This is a genomic window from Paenibacillus alvei DSM 29, assembly GCF_000293805.1.
In the GTDB taxonomy this organism is placed as follows: domain Bacteria; phylum Bacillota; class Bacilli; order Paenibacillales; family Paenibacillaceae; genus Paenibacillus_B; species Paenibacillus_B alvei.
This window is the reverse complement of record NZ_AMBZ01000012.1, coordinates 66,348-93,065: the sequence shown is the minus strand read 5'-3', so window position 1 is coordinate 93,065 and position 26,718 is coordinate 66,348. Positions and strand designations below refer to the sequence as shown.

Below are 26,718 nucleotides of genomic sequence, written 5' to 3'. Positions count from 1 at the left end.
CATTATATGAGCCGTTTCTGGAACGTTAGGGGGGTCAATCGCGCGTGTGGACTGTTATCTACATCGCACCGACTGCCAATTTAGCAGATAAAATTCAGCGCAAGCTGACAGAGGAAGGATTTCTCATTCAGATCCGTCCGATTCATCTGTCTAAACAACAGTTTGAAATTCTAGTGCCTTCCGGAGAAGTTGAAGAAATTCAGGAAGTGCTTAATTCGATCTTGCATGCATGATGCGGCTGATGAATGAACGATATTCGTTCAAACAGCCGATTTTTGTTGTCTATGGTTAGGACAATCTCTAATTTGAAGCAATAGGATTCTGTCCTATTTTTCAACTGGAGAAATCACGCCTAAAGAGGTGTATCGGGTGTTTAAAGACTTATTTCAAAAGAAAAGTACGCAACGGTGCCGTCCGGATCTGTACACGATGACCGTCCCAAACGCGAGATACCCGAAGGTTTGATGAATAAATGTCCAAAATGTGGCTCGATTCAGTATCATAAAGAGCTGGATAAAAACCTGAAGGTATGTACGCAATGCGGATATCATTTGCGCTTGAGTGCAAGAGAGCGCATCGAGATGACATTGGATGAAGGCCGATTTTTTGAATATGATGCGGATGTCGTATCCGCGGATCCGCTTGATTTTCCAGAATATAAGGACAAGCTGGAGCAGCAAAAGGCTAAATCTGGCTTGGATGAAGCTGTTATTACGGGCGAGGGGACAATCGGAGGATTTCCTGTCGTCGTAGCGGTAATGAGCTTTGATTTCTTCACAGGCAGCATGGGATCGGCAACAGGAGAAAAAATAACACGAGCTATTGAAACTGCAATGCAGAAGCAATATCCGTTAATCATCTTCTCTACATCTGGCGGCGCAAGAATGCAGGAAAGCATCTTGAGTCTGATGCAGATGGCCAAGACGAGCGCAGCGCTTGGGAAATTCCACGAAGCAGGCGGATTCTATATTTCAGTATTCACGGATCCGACTATGGGCGGAGTATCTGCAAGCTTCGCCATGCTTGGCGACATCATTATAGCTGAGCCTGGGGCAAGAGTCGGCTTTGCCGGCCGTCTCGTAATTGAGCAGACGATTCGTCAGAAGCTTCCGGAAGAATTCCAAACGGCTGAATTCAACCAGAAGCATGGACAAATCGACCTGGTCGTGCAGCGTAAGGACATGAAGTCCACGTTGGCGAAACTTATCGATCTGCATACGGTGAAAGGGGATGTAGCTCATGGCGAATGAACTTCCGTTCGAGCAGCCTTTGGTGGAGTTGAAGCAGAAGATTGCTGAATTGAAACGGTTCGGCGACGAGAAGCAAATTGACTTTACTGAAGAAATCGCCCGCTTGGAGGAGCGTTACGCCAAGTTAGCTGCAGAAATTTATGCTAGCATCTCCCCATCGCAGAAGATGCACTTGGCAAGACACCAACAGCGACCGACCACACTTGATTTTGTTCAGCATATTTTCACTGATTTCATTGAACTCCATGGTGACCGATTGTTCGGCAACGATCTTGCTATTGTGGGCGGATTGGCGCGTCTGAACGGGGTGCCGGTAACGGTAATCGGACATCAAAGAGGCAAGGATACAAAAGACAATATTGCAAGATTTTTCGGCAGCCCGCATCCAGAAGGCTTCCGTAAGGCGCTTAGGCTCATGCAACAAGCGGACAAGTTTGGTCGTCCAATCATTACTTTCATCGATACAAAGGGCGCATACCCGGGCAATACAGCTGAGGAACGAGGACAATCGGAAGCAATTGCACGCAATTTGCGAGATATGGCCCTGTTCGGTGTGCCGATTATTTGCGTCGTAATTGGTGAAGGCGGAAGCGGCGGTGCGCTTGCGCTCGGCGTTGGCAACCGAGTCCTGATGTTGGAGAATGCGATCTATTCATGCATTTCACCGAATGGTGCTGCGTCGATCCTATGGAAGGATGCGTCCAAAGCCGACCAAGCGGCAGAAGCAATGAAGATTACAGCTTCTGACCTGAAGGAACTCAATGTGATCGAAGAGATCATTCCGGAGCCTCAAGGCGGTGCTCATAAGGACGTTGCAGTGGCTTCTGCCAACTTGAAAGATGCGATTTGGCGTCATTTGACCGAGCTGATGGGGATGACCCCAGAGCAGCTGCGGGAAGATAGATATGACAAATTTCGCAATATTGGCGAGTTCGCCGTTCTGCAGCACGGTTAAGTTCAGTGGCGTCTGTGTCGCAGATCCACGTCCTGACTGGTATGGCGCGGTTTTCTTGAGTTCATTGACTTAAAATCCTGTCTGCTGGTAAAACTTATCAATATGATTATCTTCATATACAAATTTTCTTGAATGTAGTAAATTAGATAGTTGAGAGCCTTGTTTTTTAGCAATGCCATATAGAGATACTTAGAGAGACACACATAATTGGAGGAAGCCATATGCGTAAAACTAAAATCGTCTGTACTATCGGTCCTTCCAGCGAATCTTTAGAGAACACTAAAAAATTGATTACGGCTGGCATGAACGTTGCTCGTCTTAATTTTTCACATGGTGATTTTGAAGAGCACGGCAACCGAATCAAAAACATTCGTCAAGCATCCCAAGAATTGAACAAAACGGTTGCAATTCTCCTTGATACGAAAGGCCCAGAAATTCGTACGGGTAAGCTTGCTGTTGACTCCGTTGATCTCGTTGAAGACGAGTTCATCACATTGACAACAGAAGAGATCCTTGGTGATAAAGACCGCATTTCCGTAACTTACGAGAACTTGCCTCGTGACGTAGAAGTCGGTTCCACAATCTTGATCGATGACGGCCTCGTTGGTTTGACGGTTGTTGAGATTCAAGGTACAGAAATCAAATGTAAAATCGTTAACGGCGGCACAATCAAGAGCAAAAAAGGCGTTAACGTTCCTGGGGTGAAAATTTCCCTTCCAGGTATTACAGAAAAAGATGCGAACGACATCCGCTTCGGTATCGAGCAAGGCGTTGATTTCATCGCTGCTTCCTTCGTTCGTAAAGCACAAGACGTTTTGGAAATCCGTGAATTGCTTGAAAAGCATAATGCAACTCATATCCAAATCATTTCCAAAATTGAAAACCAAGAAGGCGTGGACAACCTGGATGCAATCTTGGAAGTGTCTGACGGCTTGATGGTTGCTCGTGGTGACCTTGGCGTTGAAATTCCAGCTGAAGAAGTACCACTCGTTCAGAAGCGTATGATCGAGAAGTGTAATCTGGCTGGCAAACCAGTTATCACAGCTACACAAATGCTTGATTCCATGCAACGCAACCCGCGTCCTACACGTGCGGAAGCAAGTGACGTAGCGAATGCAATCTTCGATGGTACGGATGCAATCATGTTGTCCGGTGAAACAGCTGCAGGGAAATACCCAGTTGAATCCGTAATGACAATGTCCCGTATCGCAGAAAAAGCTGAATCCGCGCTTGAATACCGTGAAATCTTGGTAAAACAAAGCTTGAGACAGCAAACAACAGTTACGGATGCAATCAGCCAAGCAGTTGCTAACACAGCTCTTGACCTGAACGCTAAAGCAATCATCAGCTCTACACAAACTGGCTACACAGCGCGTATGGTATCCAAATACCGTCCGAAAGCTCCAATCATCGCTGTGACTCCTTCTGAGCAAGTAATGCGCGGTTTGTCCTTGACTTGGGGTGTTACTCCAGTTAAAGGCGATCAAGCTACTTCTACTGATGAAATGTTCGACGTTGCTGTTGCAGGCGGCGTGAAAACAGGCATCGTTGCAGAAGGCGATCTGGTTGTTATTACAGCTGGTGTTCCAATGAGCTGCGCAGGTTCCACGAACCTTGTGAAAGTAAGCCAAATCGGACAAGGCCGTTATTCCTAAGAACAGGCTTATCCAATTGAATATATAAGCGACAGCAGACAAGAGCAATGGACGAACCATTGCTCTTGCTGTATTTGTGAACGTACTCTCGAATGCGCTACAATGGAGGAGGAATGGTGATGTCCCCTGACGTAAAGGAAGATGATCAATCCGTATGGTTTGGTTATCCGCTGCGCGTGCGTTATCAAGAAACGGATCGAATGAATGTTGTATTCCATGGCAACTATATAACCTGGTTTGAGGTCGGAAGAACCGAATGGATACGTTCCTTAGGTATCAGCTATCGGGATCTTGAGGAGCGCGGACTTCTACTTCCTGTAGTCGACCTTCAGGTGAAGTTCAAGCGGCCGGCCTTGTATGATGATCAAGTTGTCGTATATACGCGCCTCCAGCAATTGTCGCCGCTGCGAGTTACATTTGCTACACAGGTTTGCAGAGTAACTGAACATTTGTTATCTAGTCTGCCTGAATCAGGCTGGGTATCCCATCCTGCCGGAGAACTGCTGGTGGAGGGGACGACGACGCTTGCTTGGTTGAATGCAAAATGGCGGCCGATTCGCCTTGAACGGGAAGCGAAGGATGTATGGACGTTGCTTGAGAAAATGTGCTCAACAGACTGATTCATTTCCATGTAGGCTGTATTATAGTGCATGATGCAACGCAAATGTCATGATGCAAGGGAGGGAATGTCTTATGAATCCGATGGTATGGGTGCTCATTGTGCTGACATTGATTCCTGCGTTAGAGGTGTATGGCTTCGTACTGATGAGTAACTGGGTAGGCGGATGGAATACGTTCCTGTTGATATTGCTAACCGGTGTCATTGGTGCAGTCATTGCCCGCTACGAGGCGAATCAAGTATGGGCAGATGCCCAGAAGCAAATGCAGGCAGGGCAAATTCCGGGTAGAAAGGCTGTAGAGGGCTTGTGTATTCTAGCAGGCGGGATTTTGCTCCTTACGCCGGGATTCTTTACCGATATTATTGGCTTTACACTTGTATTTCCACTGACACGACCGATTTACAGATACTACTTACTAAAATGGTTAGAGAAAAAGATGAAGGACGGCAACTTTATTTACTTTCGCCGTTTCTAATCCAACAATAAACACGCCCGCTATATGGTGTAGAACCATGTTGACGGGCGTGTTTTGCATATGTTCTCCACAATTGAGTCTGATCGCTTCCCGCTTGCCGGGGCGCAGCACGACTGAACCAATGCCAAGCCGTACAATGCCGAACAAAATCAGTACGCCAATATGCAGCAGGATTGTAGTCCACGTTCCTCCGGCAGCCAGCAGCTCCATTGCATCCATCCAGCATCCAAGGAATTCCCCATTCAACGCCCAACAGCCAGTGAGTCAAAACAATGATGCTCGCTGCTTAAATGAGTGCGAAAAGGGTATTGTTCGCCAATTTTTCCGCGATATACTGATAGGACGTACTAGTGTTGAAGCATTGGTCGAAGGTGTGGATCTGTTTATCCGACATAGTATTCGTAGGATCATCCCCTTGCGAGTTGGGGCAGACAAATGCAGTGACAAGCTCACACAGGAGAGAAAGCAGATGATTCACTTTCTTATTGTAGATGATGATCCCTTTATTCGAGAGAGCTTGATGCTTATCGTCGGCTATGGGTAATTATCCTAACTACCTTCGATGATGATGAGTACATTGTGGAAGCGATGCAGTATAGGGCAAGCGGATAAGTGTTTGCTTAGTTTTTTCCGTTCATGATGAATGTTCGTAAATCCTGAAAGACGTTCGCCCGCTTCATCGCAGATAGCAGCACAAGGGCAACAGGACCTACAATAAGTCCAAGAAAGCCGAATAACTGCATGCCGACAAACATCGCAACCAGCAAAAGAAGCGGGTCAAGTCCCACCGTTGAAGCGAGAACTTTGGGCTCCATAATCTGCCTTGTGAACAGAACGATGCCATACACAATGCTTAATCCAATTCCGAGGGAAGTTTGGTCAATTGCAAAGCAGTATATAATCCACGGAATCATCACAGCGCCGACGCCGAGATACGGCAGCAGATCGACAATGCCAATAAGAAGTCCAATTGTGATGGCATAGTCAACTCGCAACACAATTAGTCCTGCCGTAATAATGAACATCGTAATCGAGATTAGAAATAACTGGGCGCGCAAATATCCGAACAGAGCCTGCTTCAAATCACTCCAGATCGTACGCAATGGCTGACAGATGGAGTCGGGCATTGCTTTTGCGGGGATGTTCATCCAGCGTGTCCAGTCTTTGCTTATAAAAAAGGCGGATAACAGGATGATGATGGAGATGGACGCCACATTCGGCAGACTCGACAGCAGGCGAACGATCGCATCCAGAAATGACGTGATGAGATTGGTGACTACCGTTGTTATTTTCTCGGCTGTGCTTGATAGGTTGCTGTTGATTGAGCCCTGAAGGTTAGGGTTATCCTTGTATAAGGAACCGAGCGTATCCAAAAAGATACGAACCTTATCATTTTCGAACAGCCGTATAAAGAATTCCCGCCACAATTGCAGAAAATGATCCATGGAGACCGACAAATTATAGATTTCCCGCACGATACGCGTCACCGCCGCTGCCGCGACAGTTAGCATCGAAGTGATGAACAAGGTTAAACAAATCGTGACGCTCAGCCAACGCGGCATCCGGAACTGTTCAGACATCCATTGAACAACCGGATTAAGCATGAGGGCGATCATCCAGGCAATGAGAAACGGATAAATCAGTGGGATAAGGATATAGCAGGATAAGATCATGAGTAGACCAATGGTCAATACCCACCCCCCACGAAGAATACGCTTAATGATGTGCTGCTCCATGTTCCCGCTCACCTCCATGATCTCTCCATAAATTTTTCACATACGAGCACGTCCGATTGAGAAGGACGACCCTCTCCTTATATGCTATGCACAATACGTCCGTTCCTTGTTTTTTCTTTTCTAAATCCCCAATTCACAGGACTTTAAAAAACGTTTATACCTCTGATAAAGCATTTCTATCCATATTTTTCTACTGAAACCGTTCACATTTCCGACATTATCCATTATCATCTTTATAGAAAAACTTGCCTTTTTTCCGAGGCGGGTCACATCATGAGATTACAGGGAAAAGAAAGTTGGGATGGTATTAGGTTACATTGCAAAGGAGAGAGGACAGATGACAGCAACGAAAGGATTGGAAGGCATAGTTGCAACGACTTCTTCTATTAGCTCAATCATCGATGGTGTGCTGACATACCGCGGTTATAATATCGACGATTTGGCCGAGCATTCGACATTCGAGGAAGTTGTTCATTTGTTGTGGTTCGGCAAGCTGCCAAATCAAGAGGAACTTTCGGAGTTACACACGCGCCTGGAGAAGAACGCTGCAATTCCTTCAGCCGTTGTTGAACAAATGAAATTGTATCCGTCTGATGCGAATACGATGGCTGTTCTCCGTACTGCGATTTCCGCATTAGCTTTATATGATGAGCATGCGAATGACACGGGGCATGATGCGAATGTTAACAAGGCTATAGCGTTGCAAGCGCAACTGCCAACTGTGGTCGCGGCTTTTGCCCGCATTCGTGCAGGGAAGGAGCCAGTTCCTCCAAAAGCGGGTCATTCCATAGCCTATAATTTCCTATATATGTTGACTGGTGAAGAGCCTTCTGCCAGCGCGGTATCCGCAATGGATAAGGCGCTCGTCCTACATGCGGATCATGAGCTGAATGCTTCGACGTTCGCTGCACGGGTTACAGTTGCTACCTTGTCGGATATGTATTCAGGCATTGTATCGGCGATTGGCGCACTGAAGGGTCCGCTGCATGGCGGAGCAAATGAAGCTGTTATGATGATGTTGGAGGAGATTGCTGATCTGGATCATGTGGATGATTACATCCAGAGTAAGCTTGACAACAAGGAGAAAATCATGGGCTTCGGACACCGTGTATATAAGAATGGAGATCCGCGTGCGAAGCATCTGCAGAAGATGTCACGTGAACTGGGTGAAGCAAGCGATAACCTGAAGCTGTATGACATGTCCACTCGCATCGAAGCGCTCGTTACGGGCCAGAAGGGGCTTAAACCGAATGTTGATTTCTATTCGGCTTCGGTTTATACGATGCTGGGCATTCCAAGAGATTTGTTCACGCCTATCTTTGCAATCAGCCGCGTATCCGGCTGGACAGCTCATATTTTGGAGCAGTTGGACAATAACCGTATTATTCGCCCTCGTGCGGAATATACAGGACCGTCGAATCAACTTTTTATCCCGATCCAAGCAAGGTAATTTTGCACTCATTTGAGATATATGTTGAAGTTTTTGAAAACTTAGGTTGTCTTACAAATTGACGGGTTGCTACAATAGAGGAGTAGCTCCCGTTAGCTGTTTGTGTGACAATGACATTGAAGGAGGAACATCTGTGATTCAATTGGACAAATTTGCACCACCGACCGAAGGCGAGAAAATTAACATTGTGGATGGCAAGCTTCAAGTGCCTGCTCATCCAATTATCCCATTCATTGAAGGGGATGGTACAGGCCGTGATATTTGGCGCGCGTCCAAGCGTGTATTGGATGCAGCTGTTGAGAAGGCATACAACGGTGAACGCAAGCTTGCTTGGTACGAGGTATTCGCTGGCGAAAAGGCATTCAACGAATATGGTGAATGGCTGCCAAATGATACGCTGGAATCGATTCGCGAGTATATTGTGGCGATTAAGGGTCCATTGACGACGCCAATCGGCGGCGGCATCCGCTCCCTGAACGTTGCACTTCGCCAAGAGCTTGATCTGTACGTGTGCTTGCGTCCAGTACGTTATTTCGATGGTGTTCCTTCCCCTGTTAAGCATCCGGAACTGGTGGATATGGTTATTTTCCGCGAGAACACGGAGGATATCTACGCAGGTATCGAGTATGCTTCTGGCTCGGAAGATGTGAAGAAAGTAATTCAATTCCTTCAAGAAGAAATGGGCGTGAAGAAGATCCGCTTCCCTGAGACATCTGGTATCGGCATCAAGCCTGTATCGTCTGACGGATCCAAGCGCCTTGTTCGTGCCGCAATCGAATATGCGATCAAGCATAAGCGCAAGAGCGTGACGCTCGTACACAAAGGGAACATCATGAAGTTCACTGAGGGTGCGTTCAAGAACTGGGGCTATGAAGTGGCTGAACAAGAATTCCCAGCGCACACATTCACATGGGGGCAATACGACCGCATCAAAGAAGCTGAAGGAACAGAAGCTGCGAACAAGGCGCAAGCGGAAGCAGAAGCGGCTGGCAAGGTTATCATCAAGGATGCGATTGCAGACATCGCGTTGCAGCAAGTATTGACGCGTCCGAAGGAATTTGATGTCATTGCGACATTGAACCTGAACGGCGATTACTTGTCTGATGCGTTGGCTGCCCAAGTTGGCGGCATCGGTATCGCACCTGGTGCGAACATCAACTACGTGACTGGACATGCAATCTTCGAAGCTACTCACGGTACAGCTCCGAAATATGCGGATAAAGACGTTGTTAACCCAGGCTCTGTGATCTTGTCCGGTGTTATGATGCTTGAGCATTTGGGCTGGCAGGAAGCAGCAGACTTAATCTATAAAGGAATGGAAGCCGCCATCAACAACAAGACGGTTACTTATGATTTCGCGCGTCTTATGGAAAATGCGACAGAAGTTAAATGCTCGCAGTTTGCCGACCACATCATCAATCACATGAACTAGGAGGTCGAATCCGAATGGCTATTCGACGCAATAAGATCACAGTCGTTGGTGCTGGTTTCACTGGGGCGACAACTGCTCTCATGTTGGCTCAAAAGGAACTTGGAGATGTTGTATTAGTTGATATTCCTCAGTTGGAGAATCCGACAAAGGGCAAGGCGCTTGATATGCTTGAGGCTGGTCCGGTTCAAGGGTTTGACAGCCGCATTATAGGAACGTCCAACTATGAAGACACGCAAGATTCCGATATCGTCATCATTACTGCAGGTGTGGCTCGCAAGCCTGGTATGAGCCGTGATGATTTGGTAAATACGAACGCAAGCATTGTGAAGTCGGTATGTGAGAACGTAAAAGCTTATTGCCCGAATGCTTACGTGATTCTTTTGAGCAATCCGGTAGATGCGATGACCTATGCTGCATTTGAAACACTCGGATTTCCTAGAAATCGCGTAATCGGCCAATCCGGCGTTCTGGATACGGCTCGTTACTGCACTTTTATTGCAGAAGAACTGAACGTATCTGTGGAAGATGTGCGCGGTGTCGTGCTTGGCGGTCATGGAGATGATATGGTGCCGCTCGTTCGTTATACGAGTGTGGGCGGAGTACCGATTGAAAGTCTCCTTCCGCAAGAACGCATTGCGGAAATTGTACAGCGTACGCGTGTAGGCGGCGGCGAAATTGTCAATTTGCTTGGCAACGGAAGTGCTTACTATGCGCCAGCGGCTTCGATCGTGCAAATGGCGGAAGCCATATTGAAAGACAAGAAGCGGATTCTTCCGGTCATTGCTTATCTGGAAGGCGAATACGGGTATGACGGCTTATTTATGGGTGTGCTGGCTGTACTCGGTGGAGACGGAATCGAGAGAGTGATCGAGATTGAATTGACTCCAGAGGAGAAGGCTGCATTGGATAAGTCAGCCGAATCGGTACGCAGCGTCATTCAGGTAGTTACTGGAGAACACGTGTAACACAATAATGCAATTATTTTATAATGTATCAACATTGTGACAAATGTCATTGAGATAACAAGAAAGACGCCGAATTTTTCGGTGTCTTTCTTTGTGTTAGCAAGAAAATTTTAGTATAATGGAACGAAGAATGATACATATCATGGCTATGGAGGGAATGTATTTATATGTACAGTGCCTTTAATCTTTTGCACATTTTAGGTGCGGTAGCAATGGGGTTCTATGCCATTGTTCCATTTGTCGTAGGGAATTTGAACAAGCTGTCTACAGCAGGACAAGAGGGGCTGCTCGTGGGCGTGGGAACGGCGAATCGTTTATCTCAGTATTTCTTGATCGTTCAGTTCATTACAGGCGGTTATCTCATGAGCCAAGCGAAGTACAGCGTGCTCTGGATGGTACTGACGACGGTTGTCTTCCTTGCGATTGCAGCATTTAGCGGCATCATGGGCAAGCAAATCAAGCTTGCAGCTCAATCCGCAAAGAGCGGTCAAGCAAATCAAGCTTGCAGCTCAATCCGCAAAGAGCGGTCAAGCAAATGATACAGCTACCGGCAAGGTTCGCACATTCAGTACGCTTATTTTCGTATTGTTCATTGTCATTGTACTTCTGATGGTATACAGCTATAAGTTTATTACTGTACCGACTGCATAATAGAATCGCCTGGTCAGACTAATGTCTAGCCGGGCGATTTTTTTAGTAGATTATGATTCAAGATTGTTTCAGTTGGGGAGGAGCTCCCGTTCTGCGAAACCCTCATGAAGAATCAAGTCGGTTGTTTAATCAATGAGCGATACAGCAGCTTGATCCTCCTCATTGCTGAAGAAGGAGCCGGTCATAATATAGCGCCATACATCGCGGAACACATGTGCCTTCTCTAGTGCTGTAAGTACGACAAGGGACAAAATTCCGATGATAATGCCAGGCACGCCGAACAGCTTCAATCCGGCATACAGGAAGAAGAGCAGCATGAGCGGGTTTAGTCCAATGCTGTCCCCATATACTTTAGGTTCAAAAGCATGTCGTGTAACAAGGATGATCGGCCACATGATGAGCAGCCCCGTCCCTAAAAAAACATTTCCCTCCACATAGGCGAATATAGCCCATGGCACTACGATGGCAGGTATGCCGACCAGCGGAATTAAATCTACAAGACCGCCAATCAGTGCAATGGTGAAGGCATATTCAACACCTAGCACAAGCAAGCCTAGGAAGAAGACGAGTGCAGTAATACTGGATAGAATAATATGTCCCTTAATATAACCGAACACAGCATTCTGCAGATCGCTTGTGACGACTCCAAGAGAGCGGCGTACACGTTCAGGAATCATAGCCGTGCCCTTGGAAGAAATCATGTTCCATTGTTTGCTGATCAGGAATGTAGCGACCAAGACGATGACCGTAATAACTGCAAGCTTAGGCAGGAACAAGACAGTAGCTTTTAAGAAATTAAATAGGTAGGCGACAATTAAGGTGCCCCCGCTAGCAATCGTTCCTGTATATTTTGATAGTGAAGACTTCAAATCTGCAAAATTGAATGTGTCATTCAAATCAGACAGAAGATGCTGGAACTCAGCCGAATAGAAATAGGCCTCGGCCTGTGCTCTCCACTCCATAATTTGATTTTGTACGATCCCCATAATATGCCACGATTCGGATATGATCTTCGTTGTGAAGATATATAGAACACCTGCAATGATGGCTGCAAAGAGCAATAAGGCCGTCATAACGGCAAATCCGCGGCGGAACTTCCAGCGATTCTCCAAAAAGCGGACGATTGGATTCATCATGTAGGCTAACAGCCAAGCGATCAGGAAGGGACAAATGATCGAAAACCCGAAATAGAATACCGCAGCAACGGCAGCAACAAGGATTAGCACCCATGCTGCACGGAAGATGCGATGAACGAGGGTGGTATTAAAAATAGGCATCCATGACTTCCTTTCTACAAAAATAATCTTGAATGTGGAGTATGTGAGTGAATATGCAGCCGTTCAGGTTGTTCTTTTCATTATTGTAACAAAAGAATCAATTCATACTCATCCAAATGCATGTCGCTAGGACATAGGATCCTCGGCATGCTCCTCTTCATCTGATAGAGAAATTTCATCCAACGTCATGTTAAAGCTTGGTGCAAGTGCAGTCAGGAAATAGTGCACCTCTGGCATATCCAACTGCTTTAATTTTTGCTCTGTTTGGCGTTTGGCGATTTCGAATTCGCGGTTGCCGGCAGCCAGTTCACTAATACACTTTACATACGCATCAAGCAGATCAGCAGCTTTCACATAACTACGCAGCTCATGATCGCCCTGCGGATCAATAAGGGGTGAATATACGCGTTGCAGTTCGGCAGGAATCATTCCGACCAATCGTTCGGCTGCAAGCTGTTCAATTTCACGGAAATTGTTCAATAACCGGCTGTTATGATGCTTGACGGGAGTTGGAATATCGCCAGTAAATACCTCGGTTGCATCATGGAACAAGGCGAGTGCAACAGCTTGCCCGGTATCTACCTTCTTATGGAACACTTCATTGGCAATGGTGCACAGCATATGTGTGGTCATCGCAACATGAAACGTATGCTCGGCAACATTCTCTTTGTCTGTATTTCGCATAAGGCTCCAGCGCTCGATATGCTTGAGCCGGTACATATAAGCGAGAAAATGATGGGGTTTGGCAGTTGAATTCTCAGATGTACTCATAGGTCTCTTCCTTTCACAGTAATATCATGACATTCTTTTCATTAAGAAAGAATGATTGTATGTTGTTTGTATCAGCATGGCATGGAAAATGGTTCGATAAGGTGCATGCCATATGATATTATAATAGCATGGAACTTATTTGACGAAATTGAAACATAAAACTACTTCCCGATGCTTCCGAGATCTGCATCAAGAACGCTCATTTCCCGGGATGGTAAGAGATGAGAGGAGCAAGTTCATGATGACATCATTTTTGCAAAGTGTGTATGAATTAATTGTGGAAACGTCTACAAATTTACCTGGAGATGTGAGACGGGCGATTCAGCAGGCGCAAGCTCGTGAGGATGCGGCAACGCGTTCAGGCTTGTCCTTAAGCACGATCGCTCGCAATATTAACATGGCTGAGAAAAACGTGTCGCCAATTTGTCAGGATACAGGCATGCCAACCTTTATTGTACATACACCAGTTGGGGCGAATCAAATCAAAATGAAGCAGGACATTCACGAAGCAATCAGCCGGGCTACAAAAGAAGGCAAGCTTCGTACCAATTCTGTAGATTCCTTAACGGGGGCGAACAGCGGCGATAACTTGGGACCGGGTACGCCTGTCATTCATTTCGAGCAGTGGGAACGCGATGAGGTGGAAGTTAAGCTTATTCTGAAAGGCGGCGGCTGCGAGAACAAAAACATACAGTATAGTCTGCCTACAGAGTTGGAAGGGCTGGGCAAGGCTGGCCGTGATTTGGACGGAATACGCAAGTGTATTCTGCATGCTGTCTATCAGGCTCAAGGTCAGGGATGCAGTGCAGGCTTCATCGGTGTTGGCATCGGGGGAGATCGTACGACAGGATATGAGCTTGCGAAGCATCAACTGTTCCGCAAGGCGGATGACATGAATTCTCATCCGGATCTGGCGCGGCTCGAGCAGTATGTTATGGAGAAGGCAAATGAGCTGGGGATCGGCACAATGGGCTTCGGCGGTGAGGTCACATTGCTGGGTTGTAAAATTGGCGTTATGAATCGATTGCCGGCGAGCTTCTTCGTATCCGTCGCGTACAATTGTTGGGCATTCCGCCGTCAAGGTGTTCTTCTTGACAGTGATACAGGGGCGATCCGCGAATGGATCTACGAACGCGGTACAGAGGTTGCCATGGCGACACCGCAGGACACGGAACGCAAAGAGCAAGTCGCGGCTGCTTCTGAGCAAGGGTCAAGCCGTCAAGTGGTGCTTACGACTCCGATTACGGAAGAGGCAATTCGTTCATTGCGCGTCGGTGATGTTGTTATAATTAATGGAGAAATGCACACAGGCCGTGATGCACTCCATAAGCATTTAATGGATCACGATGCGCCATTAGATTTGAATGGGGCGGTCATTTACCATTGCGGTCCGGTCATGCTGAAGGATGAGGCAGGCTGGCATGTGAAGGCGGCTGGTCCGACAACAAGTATTCGTGAAGAGCCTTATCAAGGCGATATTATGAAGAAGTTCGGCATCCGTGCTGTTATCGGCAAGGGCGGCATGGGGGCGAAGACGCTGGCTGCACTGCAGGAGCATGGCGGAGTATATTTGAATGCGATCGGCGGCGCTGCGCAATATTATGCAGAGTGCATCAAACAAGTCAACGGTGTTGACTATATGAACTTCGGCATCCCAGAGGCGATGTGGCATCTGGAGGTGGAAGGCTTTGCAGCGATTGTAACGATGGATTCCCATGGGAATAGTCTGCATGCAGATGTGGATCGGAGCTCGCTTGAGAAGCTGGCTCAGTTCAAGGATCCGGTATTTTAATGAGTTAGAATAATAAGTTCGAGCGCAATTTCGGTCTGATGATAAACAATTGATTCGAACAGTATATGTATTTGCTTATCCCCAGTTGCTTGTTGCTGGGGGTTCTTTGTAGTGAGGCGCTTCTTCCGTTTGTACGTATGTCCTATGGATGTTCGGGCTTGCAGCCTTTGTTGATGGGACTGGACTAGGGTGCGGATGGTCTGATGTGATGGGGGAGCTACATTGGGATTTGCTTCAGGCATGCTCAATATTCCCCTCGGCTTGGTGCTTGCAATGAGGTATTTCGGTCAGAAACAGCGATTGCATTTATGCTTGCGATCCTGGTTCAGCAGCCTGATGCGACGGTAATTACGCAAATTTACAAAAGCTTAATAAACTTTCTGCTAGTCAAATGGAAACGGGATAAGTAGGATTAATACGTAGACCGTACAATGAACGAAAAGCAGAAAGAAGGAGTAGAACCATGTCACGTTTTCGCACAAGGTTGACCTTTGTGTTTGTCTTGCTTATCGGTATTTCCGTGCTCACGGCGGGCATATATATGGCATCTACATTCAAGACGAGTCATATTCGACAGCTTGAGCAAAATATGTCCCGGGAAATTATGCTTATCGAACAGACGCTGGTTTGGAAGCAGAGCACGCAATTTGAAGAACTGACAACCTATTATTCAGGCTGGGCACAGAAGCTGCACGACAGTGCAGATGCGAGGGTTACGTTCATTTTGGCGGATGGAACCGTAGTAGGAGATTCCGATCGCTCTGTGACGGGAATGGATAACCACTTGAATCGAGAGGAGATCGCAGCCGCCAAGGAACATGGACTCGGATCCAATATTCGCTATAGCGACACCCTTCGGCAAAACATGCTGTACGTTGCCACTCCTGTTCATACCCAGAACTTTGATGGGTATGTCCGACTCGCAATGAGCTTGGCTGATGTAGAGAGCAGTGTTCGCGAACTATGGGCTTATTTAGCGATTGGTCTTGCGATCCTCTTTTTTGTAGCTGCTATCGTCAGCTATCGCATCGCCTTCAACATGACTCGGCCTATTGAAAATATGACCCGGGTAGCGATGCGCATCGCCCAAATGGACTATCGGGCACGAACGCAATCTGTCGGAAAGGATGAGATTGGGCAGCTCGGATCTGCGATTAATGCGATGGCGGACAGCCTGCAGGTTCAAATGTCGGAAATCCGTGAGAAAGAAAGCCGGCTTCAGGCAGTATTGGAGCATATGATCAACGGCATAGTGATGATTGATGCGAAAGGGCATGTCGGTTTGCTGAATCGGAAGGCAGAGCATATTTTGGGCATTAAGAGCACAGAGTGGATCGGGCGGGCTTTCGAGGATGTGCATGCTCCGCTTGAGATGCAGCAGATGGCCGCAGAGGTGCTGGAGCGGAAAATTTCGAGCCATGATGAAATTACCCTGTACTATCCGGAAGAACGTTTGCTCGATGTAAGTGTCGTCCCTGTCTATTTTACAGACAATGAATGGGCGGGAGCGCTGCTTGTCATGCAGGATGTCTCGGCAATCCGCCGCCTTGAACGAATGAGAAGCGAGTTTGTCGCGAATGTATCTCATGAGTTAAAGACACCGATTGCTGCGGTGAAGGGATTCGCGGAAACACTCATGAATGGCGCGATGAATGATCCCGAAATTGCATCGTCATTCCTGCAAATTATTCATGATGAGAGTGAGCGCTTGAATCGTCTTATTGGCGATATATTAGAGCTTTCTAAGATCGAATCGAAGCGGGTTCCGCTGCAATATTCTCCGGTTCAGGTAGATCTGTTCCTTGAGAGGACCGTGGAGATGCTCTCGAAGGAAGCAGAGAAGAAGCGGATTGAAGTGATGTTAAGTTCGGAGCAGGATCTGTATGTGGAGGCCGATGAGGATCGCTTCCGGCAAATTGTCCTTAATTTATTGTCGAATGCGATCAACTATACGCCAGAAGGCGGACAGGTAAAGATTGTTGCAGTGCCGATTGAGCATGGAGAAGATGGAGAGGCGGAGTGGATTAGGCTGACCATTTCCGACACGGGTATTGGCATTCCGAAGAAAGACTTGCCGCGCATTTTCGAACGATTCTATCGTGTCGATAAGGCTCGATCCCGAAGCTCTGGCGGGACTGGTCTTGGCTTGTCCATCGTGAAGCATCTTGTCGATGCGCATCATGGCCTCATTCGTGTAGACAGCGAACTAGGGGTAGGTACGACGTTTACGATCGAGCTGCCTGTCGTGCAGGATATTCAGATGCTTTCAAATCGTGTGAAGCAAGGTTAATGAAGAGGTCGGCAGATTTCCATTTATTTTCAACATTTTCGAAAAATGCTTGGTCAATCGGACAGGATCTATGTTACGATAATGTTGAGATATGGTGAAGAAAGACGATTGCGTATAATCGATTCGACTTTCGGAGGAAGATTATGTCAGAAATTAAAGTATTGGTAGTGGAAGACGAACCTACACTAGCGCGATTGCTGTCCTACAACCTGACCTTGGAAGGGTATGAGACAACGGTTGTCGATCATGGGACGCAAGGGCTGCAGATGGCGCTTCATCGCAAATTTGATTTAATCGTGCTTGATATTATGCTTCCGGGAATGAATGGATTCGAAATATTGTCGCGAGTAAGGCAGGCAGGAATCCGCACCCCAGTCATTATTTTAACGGTTCGAAATGCGGAAGAAGAGGTCGTCCAAGGCTTGAAGTGTGGCGCTGACGACTATATTACGAAGCCGTTCGGTGTTGCTGAACTATTGGCAAGAGTGGGGGCGGTGCTGAGACGAACCTCCAGCGACGGAACGGGCTTGCCATCATCGGAGGAGTCGGATGACAAGCTGATCGCACTGGGTGATCTCCGGATCTATCCAGAGAAATATGAAGTTACGCTTCATAATGATCTTATTCCGCTGCGTCCTAAGGAATTTGAAGTTCTGCTGTATCTTGTACAGCGGCCTGGAACGGTTGTTACACGGGACGACCTGATGAATGCCGTATGGGGATTCGACTATATTGGCGGTCAACGCACAGTAGATGTTCATGTCAGTTCCCTGCGCAAGAAGCTGGAAATGAATCAGCAATCCGTACAGATCGATTCGATTCGTGGCGTTGGCTACAAGCTTGTCGTTCACAAGAAGCAAGGCGTGCTTCCGTCTTAGGAAATAATAAGTGGCACAATCATATATGTTAAATATAGAAGGGTTGTCCCTGTCACTTTAGAGTGACTTTTGGGACAGCCCTTTTTTACTTTTATGTACCATTTCAAATTCCTTTATTTACATTCTCAACAAGATGGGTTATGCTTAACCTATGTTACTAGTAACCTAATGAGGTGCTTTTTATGTCAATCAAATATGCCATATTGGGACTTCTGAGCTGGAAGCCTGCTTCAGGATATGAACTGAAAAAAATTTTTGAAGACTCTACAACGATGTACTGGTCAGGCAATAACAATCAAATTTACAAATCGCTTGTACAACTATTGAATGAGGGGTTGGTCACGAATGAAGTTCAACATCAGGATAATTCCCCTTCCAAGAAAATCTACAGCATTACAGATGAAGGGCTGGCGAGATTGAAGGAATGGGTTCTGAATGAACCGGAGCTTCCAGAGTTCAAGAGCACGTTCCTCATTCAATTGGCGTGGGCGAATCAACTGAGCAACGAGGAATTAGATGAACTGCTGGATCGATATGAGGGCAGAATTCATATGCAAATTGCCTACCAGCAGGAAAAAATGAAGCGCGGGGTTCAAGCGCCGAATCGTAACGATCGGGAAGTCTTTTTGTGGGATAAAATCTCAGAAAATCTGCTGTCCTGCTATCACAATGAGTTGAAATGGGTGCAGGGTATTCGCGAGGAGCTCAAAGACAAAAACAAAGATAAAAATCGAATGGAGGAGAGTACGACCATGAACTATAAAATAATAGAGACCGGAACGAAGAGGTATATGGAATTGCTATCGAGTCAGACCCCGTTAAGCACAGAGCAGGATGCTGTGGATCTGGTAGCCTTATGCGGAGAAAACGATGCTGACTTGCTTCTGGTGCATGGGAATGCGCTTGTAGAGGATTTTTATAGCTTGCGAACGGGTGTAGCGGGAAGAATGATACAGAAATTTACGAACTACGGCGTCAAAACGGCGGTCATCATTCCCGATCAAGCGTTGAACAAAGGCCGGTTTACTGAAATGGTGGTCGAATCCAATCGCAGCAATCATTTTGGAGTTTTTGAAACGCGTGAGGATGCTGAAAGCTGGCTTATTCGATAAAATAGCCGGGGGGATAGGGTAGGTAGGTATAGGCAATGAAGAATGAAGCTTCGATCCAACTATGGATAAATATACGAGGGCTGTTTCCAGGTAGTTGATCACTACTTCGGAAACAGCTCTTTTTGTTATGCAGATAAGCATTCATTCAAAATCCCACGGAAAAAAGTTTCCTCAAAACTCAAAATAGTCAAATCAAGGAAAAATAGGATATTATTATTTTATGTCCTAGAATAATGAAGGAGGAAGAGCGGTTGTTCGAATAAGTGGGACGGTCATCTATTTCAGAAAGGCAGGGCGAAACATGAGGTGTGCAATTGTGTTCGTAGTGCTGTCATTGTTGACGTTTTCCGCAGCTAGCGTTAGTGCTTATGAATCGGAGTATCGTTATGACAAGAATGGGAATCTAACGGTGATCACGCAAGATGAAAAGGAAATTGTCTATCAGGCAGATAACAATGGAAACATGACAAGCAGAAGTGTAAGAGAGAAGACGTATATGAATACGTTGACAAACGGCGATTTTCAAGAAGTAGACAATGGTGGCAAAGTGGTAGGATGGTCATATATGACGGACAACAGGGCTGTATCCAGCTTCAATATTCAAAAAATAGGGTCAAGAAATCATCAGCAGATTCAAGCCAGTAATATTCCACTGGGAGGTTTCATTGGGGTCAAGCAAACACTGTTGATTCCAAAGGAATCCAGCCGGAAGTTCGATGTGAAAGCTTCTTTGAAGATTGAACACTTACATAATGCAGAAGCTGTAATGATGGTCGATTTTGTAGATAACACAGGAAAGGTCATTCGCAAAAAGAGCCAAAAAAGCACGTTGCAGAGCGATTTCTTCTTCACGATGAGTCTCAGAGAGAGTGTTCCCCAAAAAGCAGAAAGAGCGATTGTGCAAATCGCGATCCATTCAACTGGCGACAATGCGGCCGGCACGATAGTAATTAAGGGCGTCGATGTCACCTATGGTTTAGATTATTATTTTAATATGCTCATGAATCATGATTTTCAGGGCAGAGAAATTCAAGCCGCGGAGGGAACAATTCCAGATTACTGGGGAATTTCAGGGGATAAGGACTCCGTCAGGTTCAGATTGAAGACTACTAATGAATATAAGAAAAGGCAGATAATTTCCAATAATTCAGAAGGCACTAGTAAGGAAACCTATCTGATACAGCATCTATTAATTGATGAATCGAGAAATTATCAAATGAGAGGGATATTTCGTCGAATTGGAGGCACTGCAAACACAAAAACTCATTTAAAAATCTTGTTTTTTAATGAGAAGGGGACATTGATGGGAACGAATTATAACACATCAAATAGTTTATCTGACCAGACGGCATCACTAAGAGGGAGTATTCCAAAAGGCGCAGTCTATGCAAACGTATACGCAGGGGCGCATTTTAGTGGGAAAAGCGACAGCGACGTTGATATTGCGCATGTTTCATTCGAGTATAGTACAGAACCGCAGGCATTATGGAACTCGTTATTTACGTTGTTTGATCAAAATAGCGATATCGCTCAGGGCTGGACTAAATGGACAAATATTGCAGGAGCTGTTTTTGGGAAAAGCAGTAACAATGGAGGACAATATATTGCTGTACCCTATGGAACATGGGGGAATAATTTCGCTGAAATCCGCCAGTCGATGAAAATGGTACCGGATACGATGAGAGGAAAGTTCTCTTTGCATGGGGAAATCTCCATTCTAGACAGCAATAATGCAAAATTGGAGGTTAAAGTATTTCTATCCAGAGGATTTGGTGATCAACATAAAAGTTATAAAGAAACCTATACGTTACAAAATGAAAGACAGGTAATACATTTACAAGAAGATATTCTACCAAATACTTGGGCAATAATAGTGTCTGTTCGTTTATTGCCGATTGATCCCAACAAAGCGTGGGCAGAAAAAGTCGTGGTTCATAATTTGCGATTTAACCCGAACTACAACCCTTCAGCACCAGTAGAAATGTCCCTTCCGGAAGAGATGGAATGAATGAAGTATGGTAACCGTTTATATTTATAGGAGGAGGAAGTAGCTTTGAAAAAATGGTTGTCAATGATTCTTGCATGTACGCTATTGTTTACAAGTATACCTATTACATCAGCACAAGACTCTCCTAAGTCTGCGAACCGATCATCCAATATGACCGTCACCTCTAGCGTATACGGCGCAAATGAAACCTTATCGGACTCCGATGAGCTAATCACCGTCACCTCGATTACGGAAATGTTTGGCGTAGCAAGGGATTGGGTGGTCAATGAAATCGTGAAAGGCTACCCGCTTCATCATATTTATCAAGGGCTGCTTCTTCAAAAGCAGGGCGGATCGTATGAGCAATTTATGGAACAGCAGTACCCCTCGCTAGTTACGGATCCCCTACATGCTCATAATGCAAGTGTAACTGCTGCCGTATATGGCCCCACCTCTGTGACGGATCAAGTATATGGAGGAGAAGATCCATTATCGGTTACCGATCTAGTATACAATACCCTGCGTCGAGCGAAGAGATCGCTGAGCGACGATAGCCCATACGACAAGGTCGCGCTGCAGCGTGCACCGATTCGTTTGGATCAAGCTCCTTATGCAGTCGGTTCGGAAAGCGACCATATTTCGACCGTGGACGCTTCCTTGCGCGTGGAGACAACGGATCTGGTCATGCCTGGATACAACGGTTTAGATTTTGCGCTGCGACGCGTATACGACAGCTCTCGAGCAAAGAACGATATTACTTTCAACCCGGAAAGTTATAAGGAGAATATCACGAAACAATCAACTGATGAAGAGGGCAGATTCAAGCTCGGAAAAGGGTGGATTTGGGATATATCCTATTTCAAAAGAGTAGACGGACAGATGTACCTTTATATTTCCGGCTTGGGCACTTATCGAATAGATGGATCTAATATTGTGGGGTATCCTTTTCATGATCTAAACTTTTCCGAGTCAGAGAATGTAAAGATAGGAAATGAAAAGTCTGCGTATGAGCTTGCCAATTATAAAACAGGGGTACGGCAATATTTTAATGCCGTGGGCGACTTAATTCTAATAAAGGATAAAGACGGGAATTATATTCAATTCATCTATTACGGTACAGAACTAGGTATAGTAGTGACGTCAAACAGTTCAAGAACCGGTGCCAATGCTATGATTTTTACGTATAATCCCGATAATACAATTGTCGTGGAAAGCGGAGGTCGGACAGTTGTCTATAAAAAGCAAAGAGTGACCTCTATTAAAGGAGAATCCGTCCTAGAACAAGATCTGCTGACGGAAGTCATCGATCCGATGGGACGATCCACCAAATACGATTACAGCGTGTGGAAAGACCTTTACTTCAACTTTGCCAGGGCTTATAAAGATTTTCGCAAGGATGGACAATCCGATTTAATGAGAATGAAATGGGGGAGAAACGATACCATCGCTTTAAGCGTAATCGAGCATCCAACGAAAGCGATTACCCGGTTTGCATTCGATACTACGGTATTCCGCAAAATCGGGGAGTATGCGGAAGAGGAAACGATTCGCTATAAAACGCGTCGGGACTCCTATAGTTCGACCTCCGGAACGCATCAAAATGAGTTGGTTTTCACGTTCAATAACGGTGATGTAGGGGAGAAGTTCCAAGATAACTCTTTCTCGGTGGACGTAACGGACGGTCTAAAAACAACGACCTATGTGTATGACAAACGATATAATGGGAGTGACGCCCCATCGAGTCTATATTTGGAAGAAACGAGGACGCGTACGGATCGTGGGAATGAAGCCCGAACTGTCCGATATCAATATGACAAGGGGATGAGAAACCCGAACCCCATTCGAATTGAAGAGGTTCGAAGCAGCGAGGGGAGAAACTCGGCACCTCGAATTACGACCAGAACGTATGATAAGGAAAATTGGGGATACATCGTTTCTGAAAAGAATCCGTTAGGCGCGACAAGCCATTATGAGTATGGGCGGCTGGAATCTCCGAATAAGCAGAAGGGGCTTATCCGCAGCGTTGTCCCTACAGGGCAAAGCATGAACTTGAATACGGAATATCAGTATGATCGAAGTACTGGCGGATTGTTGCAAATTCAATCCAAGAGTGATCAAGGGACTGTCGTGCAGCAGTTGAATTATGAATATGATTCGATGGGGAACCCGATAACCATACGGATCAAAGGTGACTCCCGGGATACTGTTGTCCAGCAAGAATATGGAAGAATGTTTTTGAACAGGCAATCGGTGAATGTTACGAATGTCGACGGAGCATCGGACAGCCTCGTATCCCGAATGGAGTATAACACATTGACAGGAGATCCGACGAAATACATCGATGGCAACGGAAATGAAACGACGTATACGCATGATAAGCTGGGACGGATGATTGCGGAAATCTATGCGGACGGCACACAGACCGCCGTAGCATACGATGATGCAGCAAACAAAATTACGATTACGTACCCGAATGGTCAGCAAATCGAAAAGTGGTTCGACCCACTTGGAAATTTAATCAAAGAAACAAATGGCCGTGGCGGGGTAGCCAATCATACCTATGATCGCTATGGTCATATGATTCGAAAAGGCACCTTTGACGGCAATTGGATGGAATATGAATATGATGCTTGGGGACGCGTAACGAAAGAAAACTTCATCTATGGTCAAAACAGAATCGTATACGACGATGCCGCCAACACGAAGACGGCTTACGACGGCAGCAATAATGGAATACGGGAAACGTACGATGTAATGGATCGCTTGATTGCCAAAGAAGAAATCAAACCATCTGGTCAAGCCGTGGTAGCCGCACGGTACGAATATGACTTGGCGGGGAATGTTCAGACTGCCTACGACGGCAATCACAATGCGACAAAATACGAGTATGATGTACTGGGCCGCCTGATCGCCGTTACAGATGCCGAAGGAAAGACGACGCGCTATCGGTATAACCTATCGGGGGATATGGTCGAAGTCAAGTATGCGGACGGAAATACGGTTGAGAAACGGTATGATGAAATCGGCCGACTGCTGCAGCAGATCGATCCGAACAAGCAAAGTAAACGCTTCTACTATGATGCTAATAGTAATGTCGCAAAAAGCATAGACAGAAAAGGCCAAATCCAACAGTTCGAGTACAATAACCGCAATTTCCTGACTGCGGTCGTTGCTCCGGACGAGAGAATTTCGTACAGCTACGACGCAACGGGCAAGAGGACGGCAATGACGGATCAGACGGGAACGACAGCTTATGCCTACTATCCAACAGGTGAACTGGCATCGATCACTTATCCGGATCAGACCAGAATCAATTACGATTATGAAGTCAGGGGGCTGCGCACGGAACAGACCGTTGCGGCTGGGGGCTATAAGATCACGCAGCGAATAAGCCATACTAACATCCTGCCGAACCCAACAAGTATGGCCGTCTTAGATGGCAGCGACTCGCAGCTCACGCAATTTGAATACAAGTACGACGGCTCATATAATCGTTTGGTAGAGTTGAAATCGGCGCAAGGATTCTTGGAGAACTATGCGTATGATGGCTTGAATCTAGCAGGCATTCAGCAGAAGCAAGGAGATGCGCCGCTTGGAAGCTACAGCTACACCTATGATAACAACCGCAACATTGTAGCGAAAAACGACAACGGAGCAGCGTATCAATTCAGCTACGATCCGCTGAACCGGATCAAGACCTCAAGCCAGTTCAATGAAGCATATGCATACGATCAGCGAGACAACCGCAGCACGCTGCAAAGCGATCAGGTACCGAACATCAAGGGAGCAAGCTATGCGTACGATAGCCGCAATCGTCTGACCCAAGTAACGACGGAAGACGGCAAAGCCGTCAGCTACCGCTACAACGGCGATAACCTGATGGTAGAACGCACCGAAGGCGGTGTAACGACCCGTTACTACTATGATGATCGAGCGAAGATCGTAGCGGAAGGCAAGGTGGAAGGCAACAGCGTTACAATTACTGCAGCGTATGTCCACGACTCGAACGGCAAGCTGCTGGCTCGTCAGGTACCAGGACAAGGCATGCAATACTACGTATCCAACGGACACGGCGACATTACGGAAGTCCGGGATGCGCAAGGCAATGTACTGAACCGCTATACGTACGATATCTGGGGCAATCCATTGGTACAAGAGGAGCAGGTTCCGAACATTTTCCGTTACTCGGGCGAATATTGGGATGAAGCGACGAATCTGCAATATTTGCGCGCAAGATGGTATGATCCAAGTATCGGGCGGTTTGTTAATGAGGATACGTATGAAGGGGAATTAGGGAACCCGCTGACGCTGAATCTATATACGTACGTACAGAATAATCCGCTGAAATATATTGATCCTAGTGGTAATAGATATATACCTTCAGAGATGAATTCCATTCTCAAAGCGACTATGAAGATAACTTCTACTGAAAGTAGAGCATATTCATACGCTTATGACTTGTTAAGTCGAGAGTATGCAGATGTATATGATACTAATCGTTTTAATTATTTGTTTGGTTTATTAACGCAAACAAGTGCATACAAGAATAGTGCAGGAAATGCGGATTGGGCAAGAGCGGAGTTAGCCAAGGATTACAGTAAATGGCATCAGGAAATCTCCTTTGCGGAAGCTTTGGCTTCATTGGGGCCAGTAATCGGGGGCATAGGAAAAGCTAGAGAAGTTGGTGGAAAGGTTAGAGCGATTGGCGGATGTAACTGCTTCACAGCGGGAACCAAGGTTCTAACAGACGATGGAGAGAAAAATATCGAAGACATTGCGGTCGGAGATAAGGTTCTCGCCAAGGATGAGAATAACCCTGATGGAGAGTTGGCTTATAAGGAAGTAACGGGGTTATACCGCAACCAACGTGATGATATAATTAAGCTGAACGTTGGGGAGCAGATCATCGAGACGACAGACAACCATCCATTTTGGGTAGAAGAAAAAGGGTGGGTCTTCGCCGATGAACTCCAAGTAGGCGATAAGCTCCAAAAAGCTGACGGAAGCAATCTGATAATTGATAAGGTTGAGTTTGTTAATCTGGATGAACCAGTTACGGTTTACAACTTTACAGTTGCTGACTACCACACGTACTATGTAACGGATTTGGGCATTTGGGTTCATAATACGAATTGTAAGAATACCACCACTTTATGGGACATTAAAACAGGTGCTGACAAAAAAATATCTTATAAATTTAATGGGGATACCGTTACTGCTTATCGAGATCCTAAAACTGGGTTATGGTGGTCGAAAGATACAACTGGACATGCAGATTCAGCATACAAAGTATTTAAGGAAGCGAAAGGCGGTAAAGAACTTCACTGGGTTGCTGATTCAGACAAATTCGGCAATTATATTGATGGCAAACACAAAAGTTCTACTGGTACAGTAATCAAAATTAAATAGATTTGGGTGTGAG

At 46.1% G+C, this 26,718-nt stretch carries 20 protein-coding genes; 16 read left to right on the top strand and 4 right to left on the bottom strand.

Going from position 1 to position 26,718, the window contains the following annotated elements:
* The first annotated feature begins 44 nt into the window (after positions 1 to 44).
* The 6 genes from PAV_RS28115 (at position 45) to PAV_RS28090 (ending at position 4,955) form a co-directional block, all read left to right on the top strand.
* Positions 45 to 233 (top strand): hypothetical protein, encoded by a 189-nt coding sequence (locus tag PAV_RS28115; RefSeq protein ID WP_005551689.1) that lies wholly within the window; start codon positions 45 to 47, stop codon positions 231 to 233.
* Between the two features lie 231 nt (positions 234 to 464).
* Positions 465 to 1,250 carry an acetyl-CoA carboxylase, carboxyltransferase subunit beta gene (accD, locus tag PAV_RS28110; protein ID WP_241751898.1) on the top strand — a complete coding sequence of 262 codons (786 nt, stop codon included), beginning with the start codon at positions 465 to 467 and terminating at the stop codon, positions 1,248 to 1,250.
* Positions 1,240 to 2,205 (top strand): acetyl-CoA carboxylase carboxyltransferase subunit alpha, encoded by a 966-nt coding sequence (locus PAV_RS28105; RefSeq protein WP_005551686.1) that lies wholly within the window; start codon positions 1,240 to 1,242, stop codon positions 2,203 to 2,205. The genes accD and PAV_RS28105 overlap by 11 nt, the downstream gene beginning before the upstream one ends.
* Before the next feature lie 221 nt (positions 2,206 to 2,426).
* The gene (pyk, locus tag PAV_RS28100; RefSeq protein ID WP_005551685.1) at positions 2,427 to 3,860 is read left to right on the top strand and encodes a pyruvate kinase; all 1,434 of its coding nucleotides are present in this window, start codon (positions 2,427 to 2,429) and stop codon (positions 3,858 to 3,860) included.
* Between the two features lie 119 nt (positions 3,861 to 3,979).
* Positions 3,980 to 4,480, top strand: a complete 501-nt coding sequence (locus PAV_RS28095; protein ID WP_005551684.1) for an acyl-CoA thioesterase — start codon at positions 3,980 to 3,982, stop codon at positions 4,478 to 4,480.
* Positions 4,481 to 4,553: 73 nt separating this feature from the next.
* Entirely contained in the window at positions 4,554 to 4,955 is a 402-nt protein-coding gene (locus PAV_RS28090) for an FxsA family protein (protein WP_005551683.1), read from the top strand.
* Here the strand turns inward: PAV_RS28090 and PAV_RS35010 are convergent.
* Together PAV_RS35010 and ytvI (PAV_RS28080) are read right to left on the bottom strand one after the other, a co-directional pair.
* Positions 4,905 to 5,201 carry a hypothetical protein gene (locus tag PAV_RS35010; RefSeq protein ID WP_157267334.1) on the bottom strand — a complete coding sequence of 99 codons (297 nt, stop codon included), beginning with the start codon at positions 5,199 to 5,201 and terminating at the stop codon, positions 4,905 to 4,907. The genes PAV_RS28090 and PAV_RS35010 overlap by 51 nt on opposite strands.
* Before the next feature lie 374 nt (positions 5,202 to 5,575).
* A complete protein-coding gene (ytvI, locus tag PAV_RS28080; RefSeq protein ID WP_005551681.1) occupies positions 5,576 to 6,691 on the bottom strand; it encodes a sporulation integral membrane protein YtvI in 1,116 nt (371 codons plus the stop codon).
* Between the two features lie 337 nt (positions 6,692 to 7,028).
* Here ytvI (PAV_RS28080) and citZ point away from each other — a divergent pair, with 337 nt between their 5' ends.
* The 4 genes from citZ (at position 7,029) to PAV_RS32845 (ending at position 11,077) form a co-directional block, all read left to right on the top strand.
* Entirely contained in the window at positions 7,029 to 8,141 is a 1,113-nt protein-coding gene (gene citZ / locus PAV_RS28075; protein ID WP_005551680.1) for a citrate synthase, read from the top strand.
* A gap of 133 nt (positions 8,142 to 8,274) precedes the next feature.
* Positions 8,275 to 9,573, top strand: a complete 1,299-nt coding sequence (gene icd, locus PAV_RS28070; RefSeq protein ID WP_005551679.1) for an NADP-dependent isocitrate dehydrogenase — start codon at positions 8,275 to 8,277, stop codon at positions 9,571 to 9,573.
* Positions 9,574 to 9,587: 14 nt separating this feature from the next.
* On the top strand, positions 9,588 to 10,538 hold the full coding sequence (mdh, locus tag PAV_RS28065; RefSeq protein ID WP_005551678.1) for a malate dehydrogenase: 951 nt from the start codon (positions 9,588 to 9,590) through the stop codon (positions 10,536 to 10,538).
* 167 nt (positions 10,539 to 10,705) lie between these two features.
* Positions 10,706 to 11,077, top strand: coding sequence for a hypothetical protein (locus PAV_RS32845; RefSeq protein ID WP_005551677.1), 372 nt, complete (start codon positions 10,706 to 10,708; stop codon positions 11,075 to 11,077).
* A 237-nt stretch (positions 11,078 to 11,314) separates the two neighbouring features.
* Here the strand turns inward: PAV_RS32845 and ytvI (PAV_RS28055) are convergent, their stop codons facing one another.
* A complete protein-coding gene (gene ytvI / locus PAV_RS28055) occupies positions 11,315 to 12,466 on the bottom strand; it encodes a sporulation integral membrane protein YtvI (RefSeq protein ID WP_005551675.1) in 1,152 nt (383 codons plus the stop codon).
* 126 nt (positions 12,467 to 12,592) lie between these two features.
* The gene (gene yfbR / locus PAV_RS28050; protein ID WP_005551674.1) at positions 12,593 to 13,237 is read right to left on the bottom strand and encodes a 5'-deoxynucleotidase; all 645 of its coding nucleotides are present in this window, start codon (positions 13,235 to 13,237) and stop codon (positions 12,593 to 12,595) included.
* A gap of 241 nt (positions 13,238 to 13,478) precedes the next feature.
* Here yfbR and PAV_RS28045 point away from each other — a divergent pair, with 241 nt between their 5' ends.
* From PAV_RS28045 to PAV_RS28015, 6 genes are all read left to right on the top strand, one after another.
* Positions 13,479 to 15,029: a fumarate hydratase gene (locus PAV_RS28045; RefSeq protein ID WP_040737133.1), complete on the top strand. Its 1,551-nt coding sequence runs from the start codon at positions 13,479 to 13,481 to the stop codon at positions 15,027 to 15,029.
* A 463-nt stretch (positions 15,030 to 15,492) separates the two neighbouring features.
* A complete protein-coding gene (pnpS, locus tag PAV_RS28035; protein WP_005551672.1) occupies positions 15,493 to 17,319 on the top strand; it encodes a two-component system histidine kinase PnpS in 1,827 nt (608 codons plus the stop codon).
* Positions 17,320 to 17,462: 143 nt separating this feature from the next.
* Positions 17,463 to 18,197, top strand: coding sequence for a response regulator transcription factor (locus PAV_RS28030; RefSeq protein ID WP_005551671.1), 735 nt, complete (start codon positions 17,463 to 17,465; stop codon positions 18,195 to 18,197).
* Positions 18,198 to 18,379: 182 nt separating this feature from the next.
* Entirely contained in the window at positions 18,380 to 19,309 is a 930-nt protein-coding gene (locus PAV_RS28025) for a PadR family transcriptional regulator (RefSeq protein WP_005551670.1), read from the top strand.
* A 316-nt stretch (positions 19,310 to 19,625) separates the two neighbouring features.
* Positions 19,626 to 21,317 (top strand): hypothetical protein, encoded by a 1,692-nt coding sequence (locus PAV_RS28020; RefSeq protein WP_005551669.1) that lies wholly within the window; start codon positions 19,626 to 19,628, stop codon positions 21,315 to 21,317.
* A gap of 45 nt (positions 21,318 to 21,362) precedes the next feature.
* The gene (locus PAV_RS28015; protein ID WP_005551668.1) at positions 21,363 to 26,705 is read left to right on the top strand and encodes a polymorphic toxin-type HINT domain-containing protein; all 5,343 of its coding nucleotides are present in this window, start codon (positions 21,363 to 21,365) and stop codon (positions 26,703 to 26,705) included.
* Positions 26,706 to 26,718: the final 13 nt, after the last annotated feature.

Coding starts and splice junctions, on each gene's coding strand:
- accD (WP_241751898.1), top strand. CDS start 465: ATGAATAAATGTCCAAAATGTGGCTCGATTCAGTATCATAAAGAGCTG.
- PAV_RS28105 (WP_005551686.1), top strand. CDS start 1,240: ATGGCGAATGAACTTCCGTTCGAGCAGCCTTTGGTGGAGTTGAAGCAG.
- pyk (WP_005551685.1), top strand. CDS start 2,427: ATGCGTAAAACTAAAATCGTCTGTACTATCGGTCCTTCCAGCGAATCT.
- PAV_RS28095 (WP_005551684.1), top strand. CDS start 3,980: ATGTCCCCTGACGTAAAGGAAGATGATCAATCCGTATGGTTTGGTTAT.
- PAV_RS28090 (WP_005551683.1), top strand. CDS start 4,554: ATGAATCCGATGGTATGGGTGCTCATTGTGCTGACATTGATTCCTGCG.
- ytvI (WP_005551681.1), bottom strand. CDS start 6,691: ATGGAGCAGCACATCATTAAGCGTATTCTTCGTGGGGGGTGGGTATTG.
- citZ (WP_005551680.1), top strand. CDS start 7,029: ATGACAGCAACGAAAGGATTGGAAGGCATAGTTGCAACGACTTCTTCT.
- mdh (WP_005551678.1), top strand. CDS start 9,588: ATGGCTATTCGACGCAATAAGATCACAGTCGTTGGTGCTGGTTTCACT.
- PAV_RS32845 (WP_005551677.1), top strand. CDS start 10,706: ATGTACAGTGCCTTTAATCTTTTGCACATTTTAGGTGCGGTAGCAATG.
- ytvI (WP_005551675.1), bottom strand. CDS start 12,466: ATGCCTATTTTTAATACCACCCTCGTTCATCGCATCTTCCGTGCAGCA.
- yfbR (WP_005551674.1), bottom strand. CDS start 13,237: ATGAGTACATCTGAGAATTCAACTGCCAAACCCCATCATTTTCTCGCT.
- PAV_RS28045 (WP_040737133.1), top strand. CDS start 13,479: ATGACATCATTTTTGCAAAGTGTGTATGAATTAATTGTGGAAACGTCT.
- pnpS (WP_005551672.1), top strand. CDS start 15,493: ATGTCACGTTTTCGCACAAGGTTGACCTTTGTGTTTGTCTTGCTTATC.
- PAV_RS28030 (WP_005551671.1), top strand. CDS start 17,463: ATGTCAGAAATTAAAGTATTGGTAGTGGAAGACGAACCTACACTAGCG.
- PAV_RS28025 (WP_005551670.1), top strand. CDS start 18,380: ATGTCAATCAAATATGCCATATTGGGACTTCTGAGCTGGAAGCCTGCT.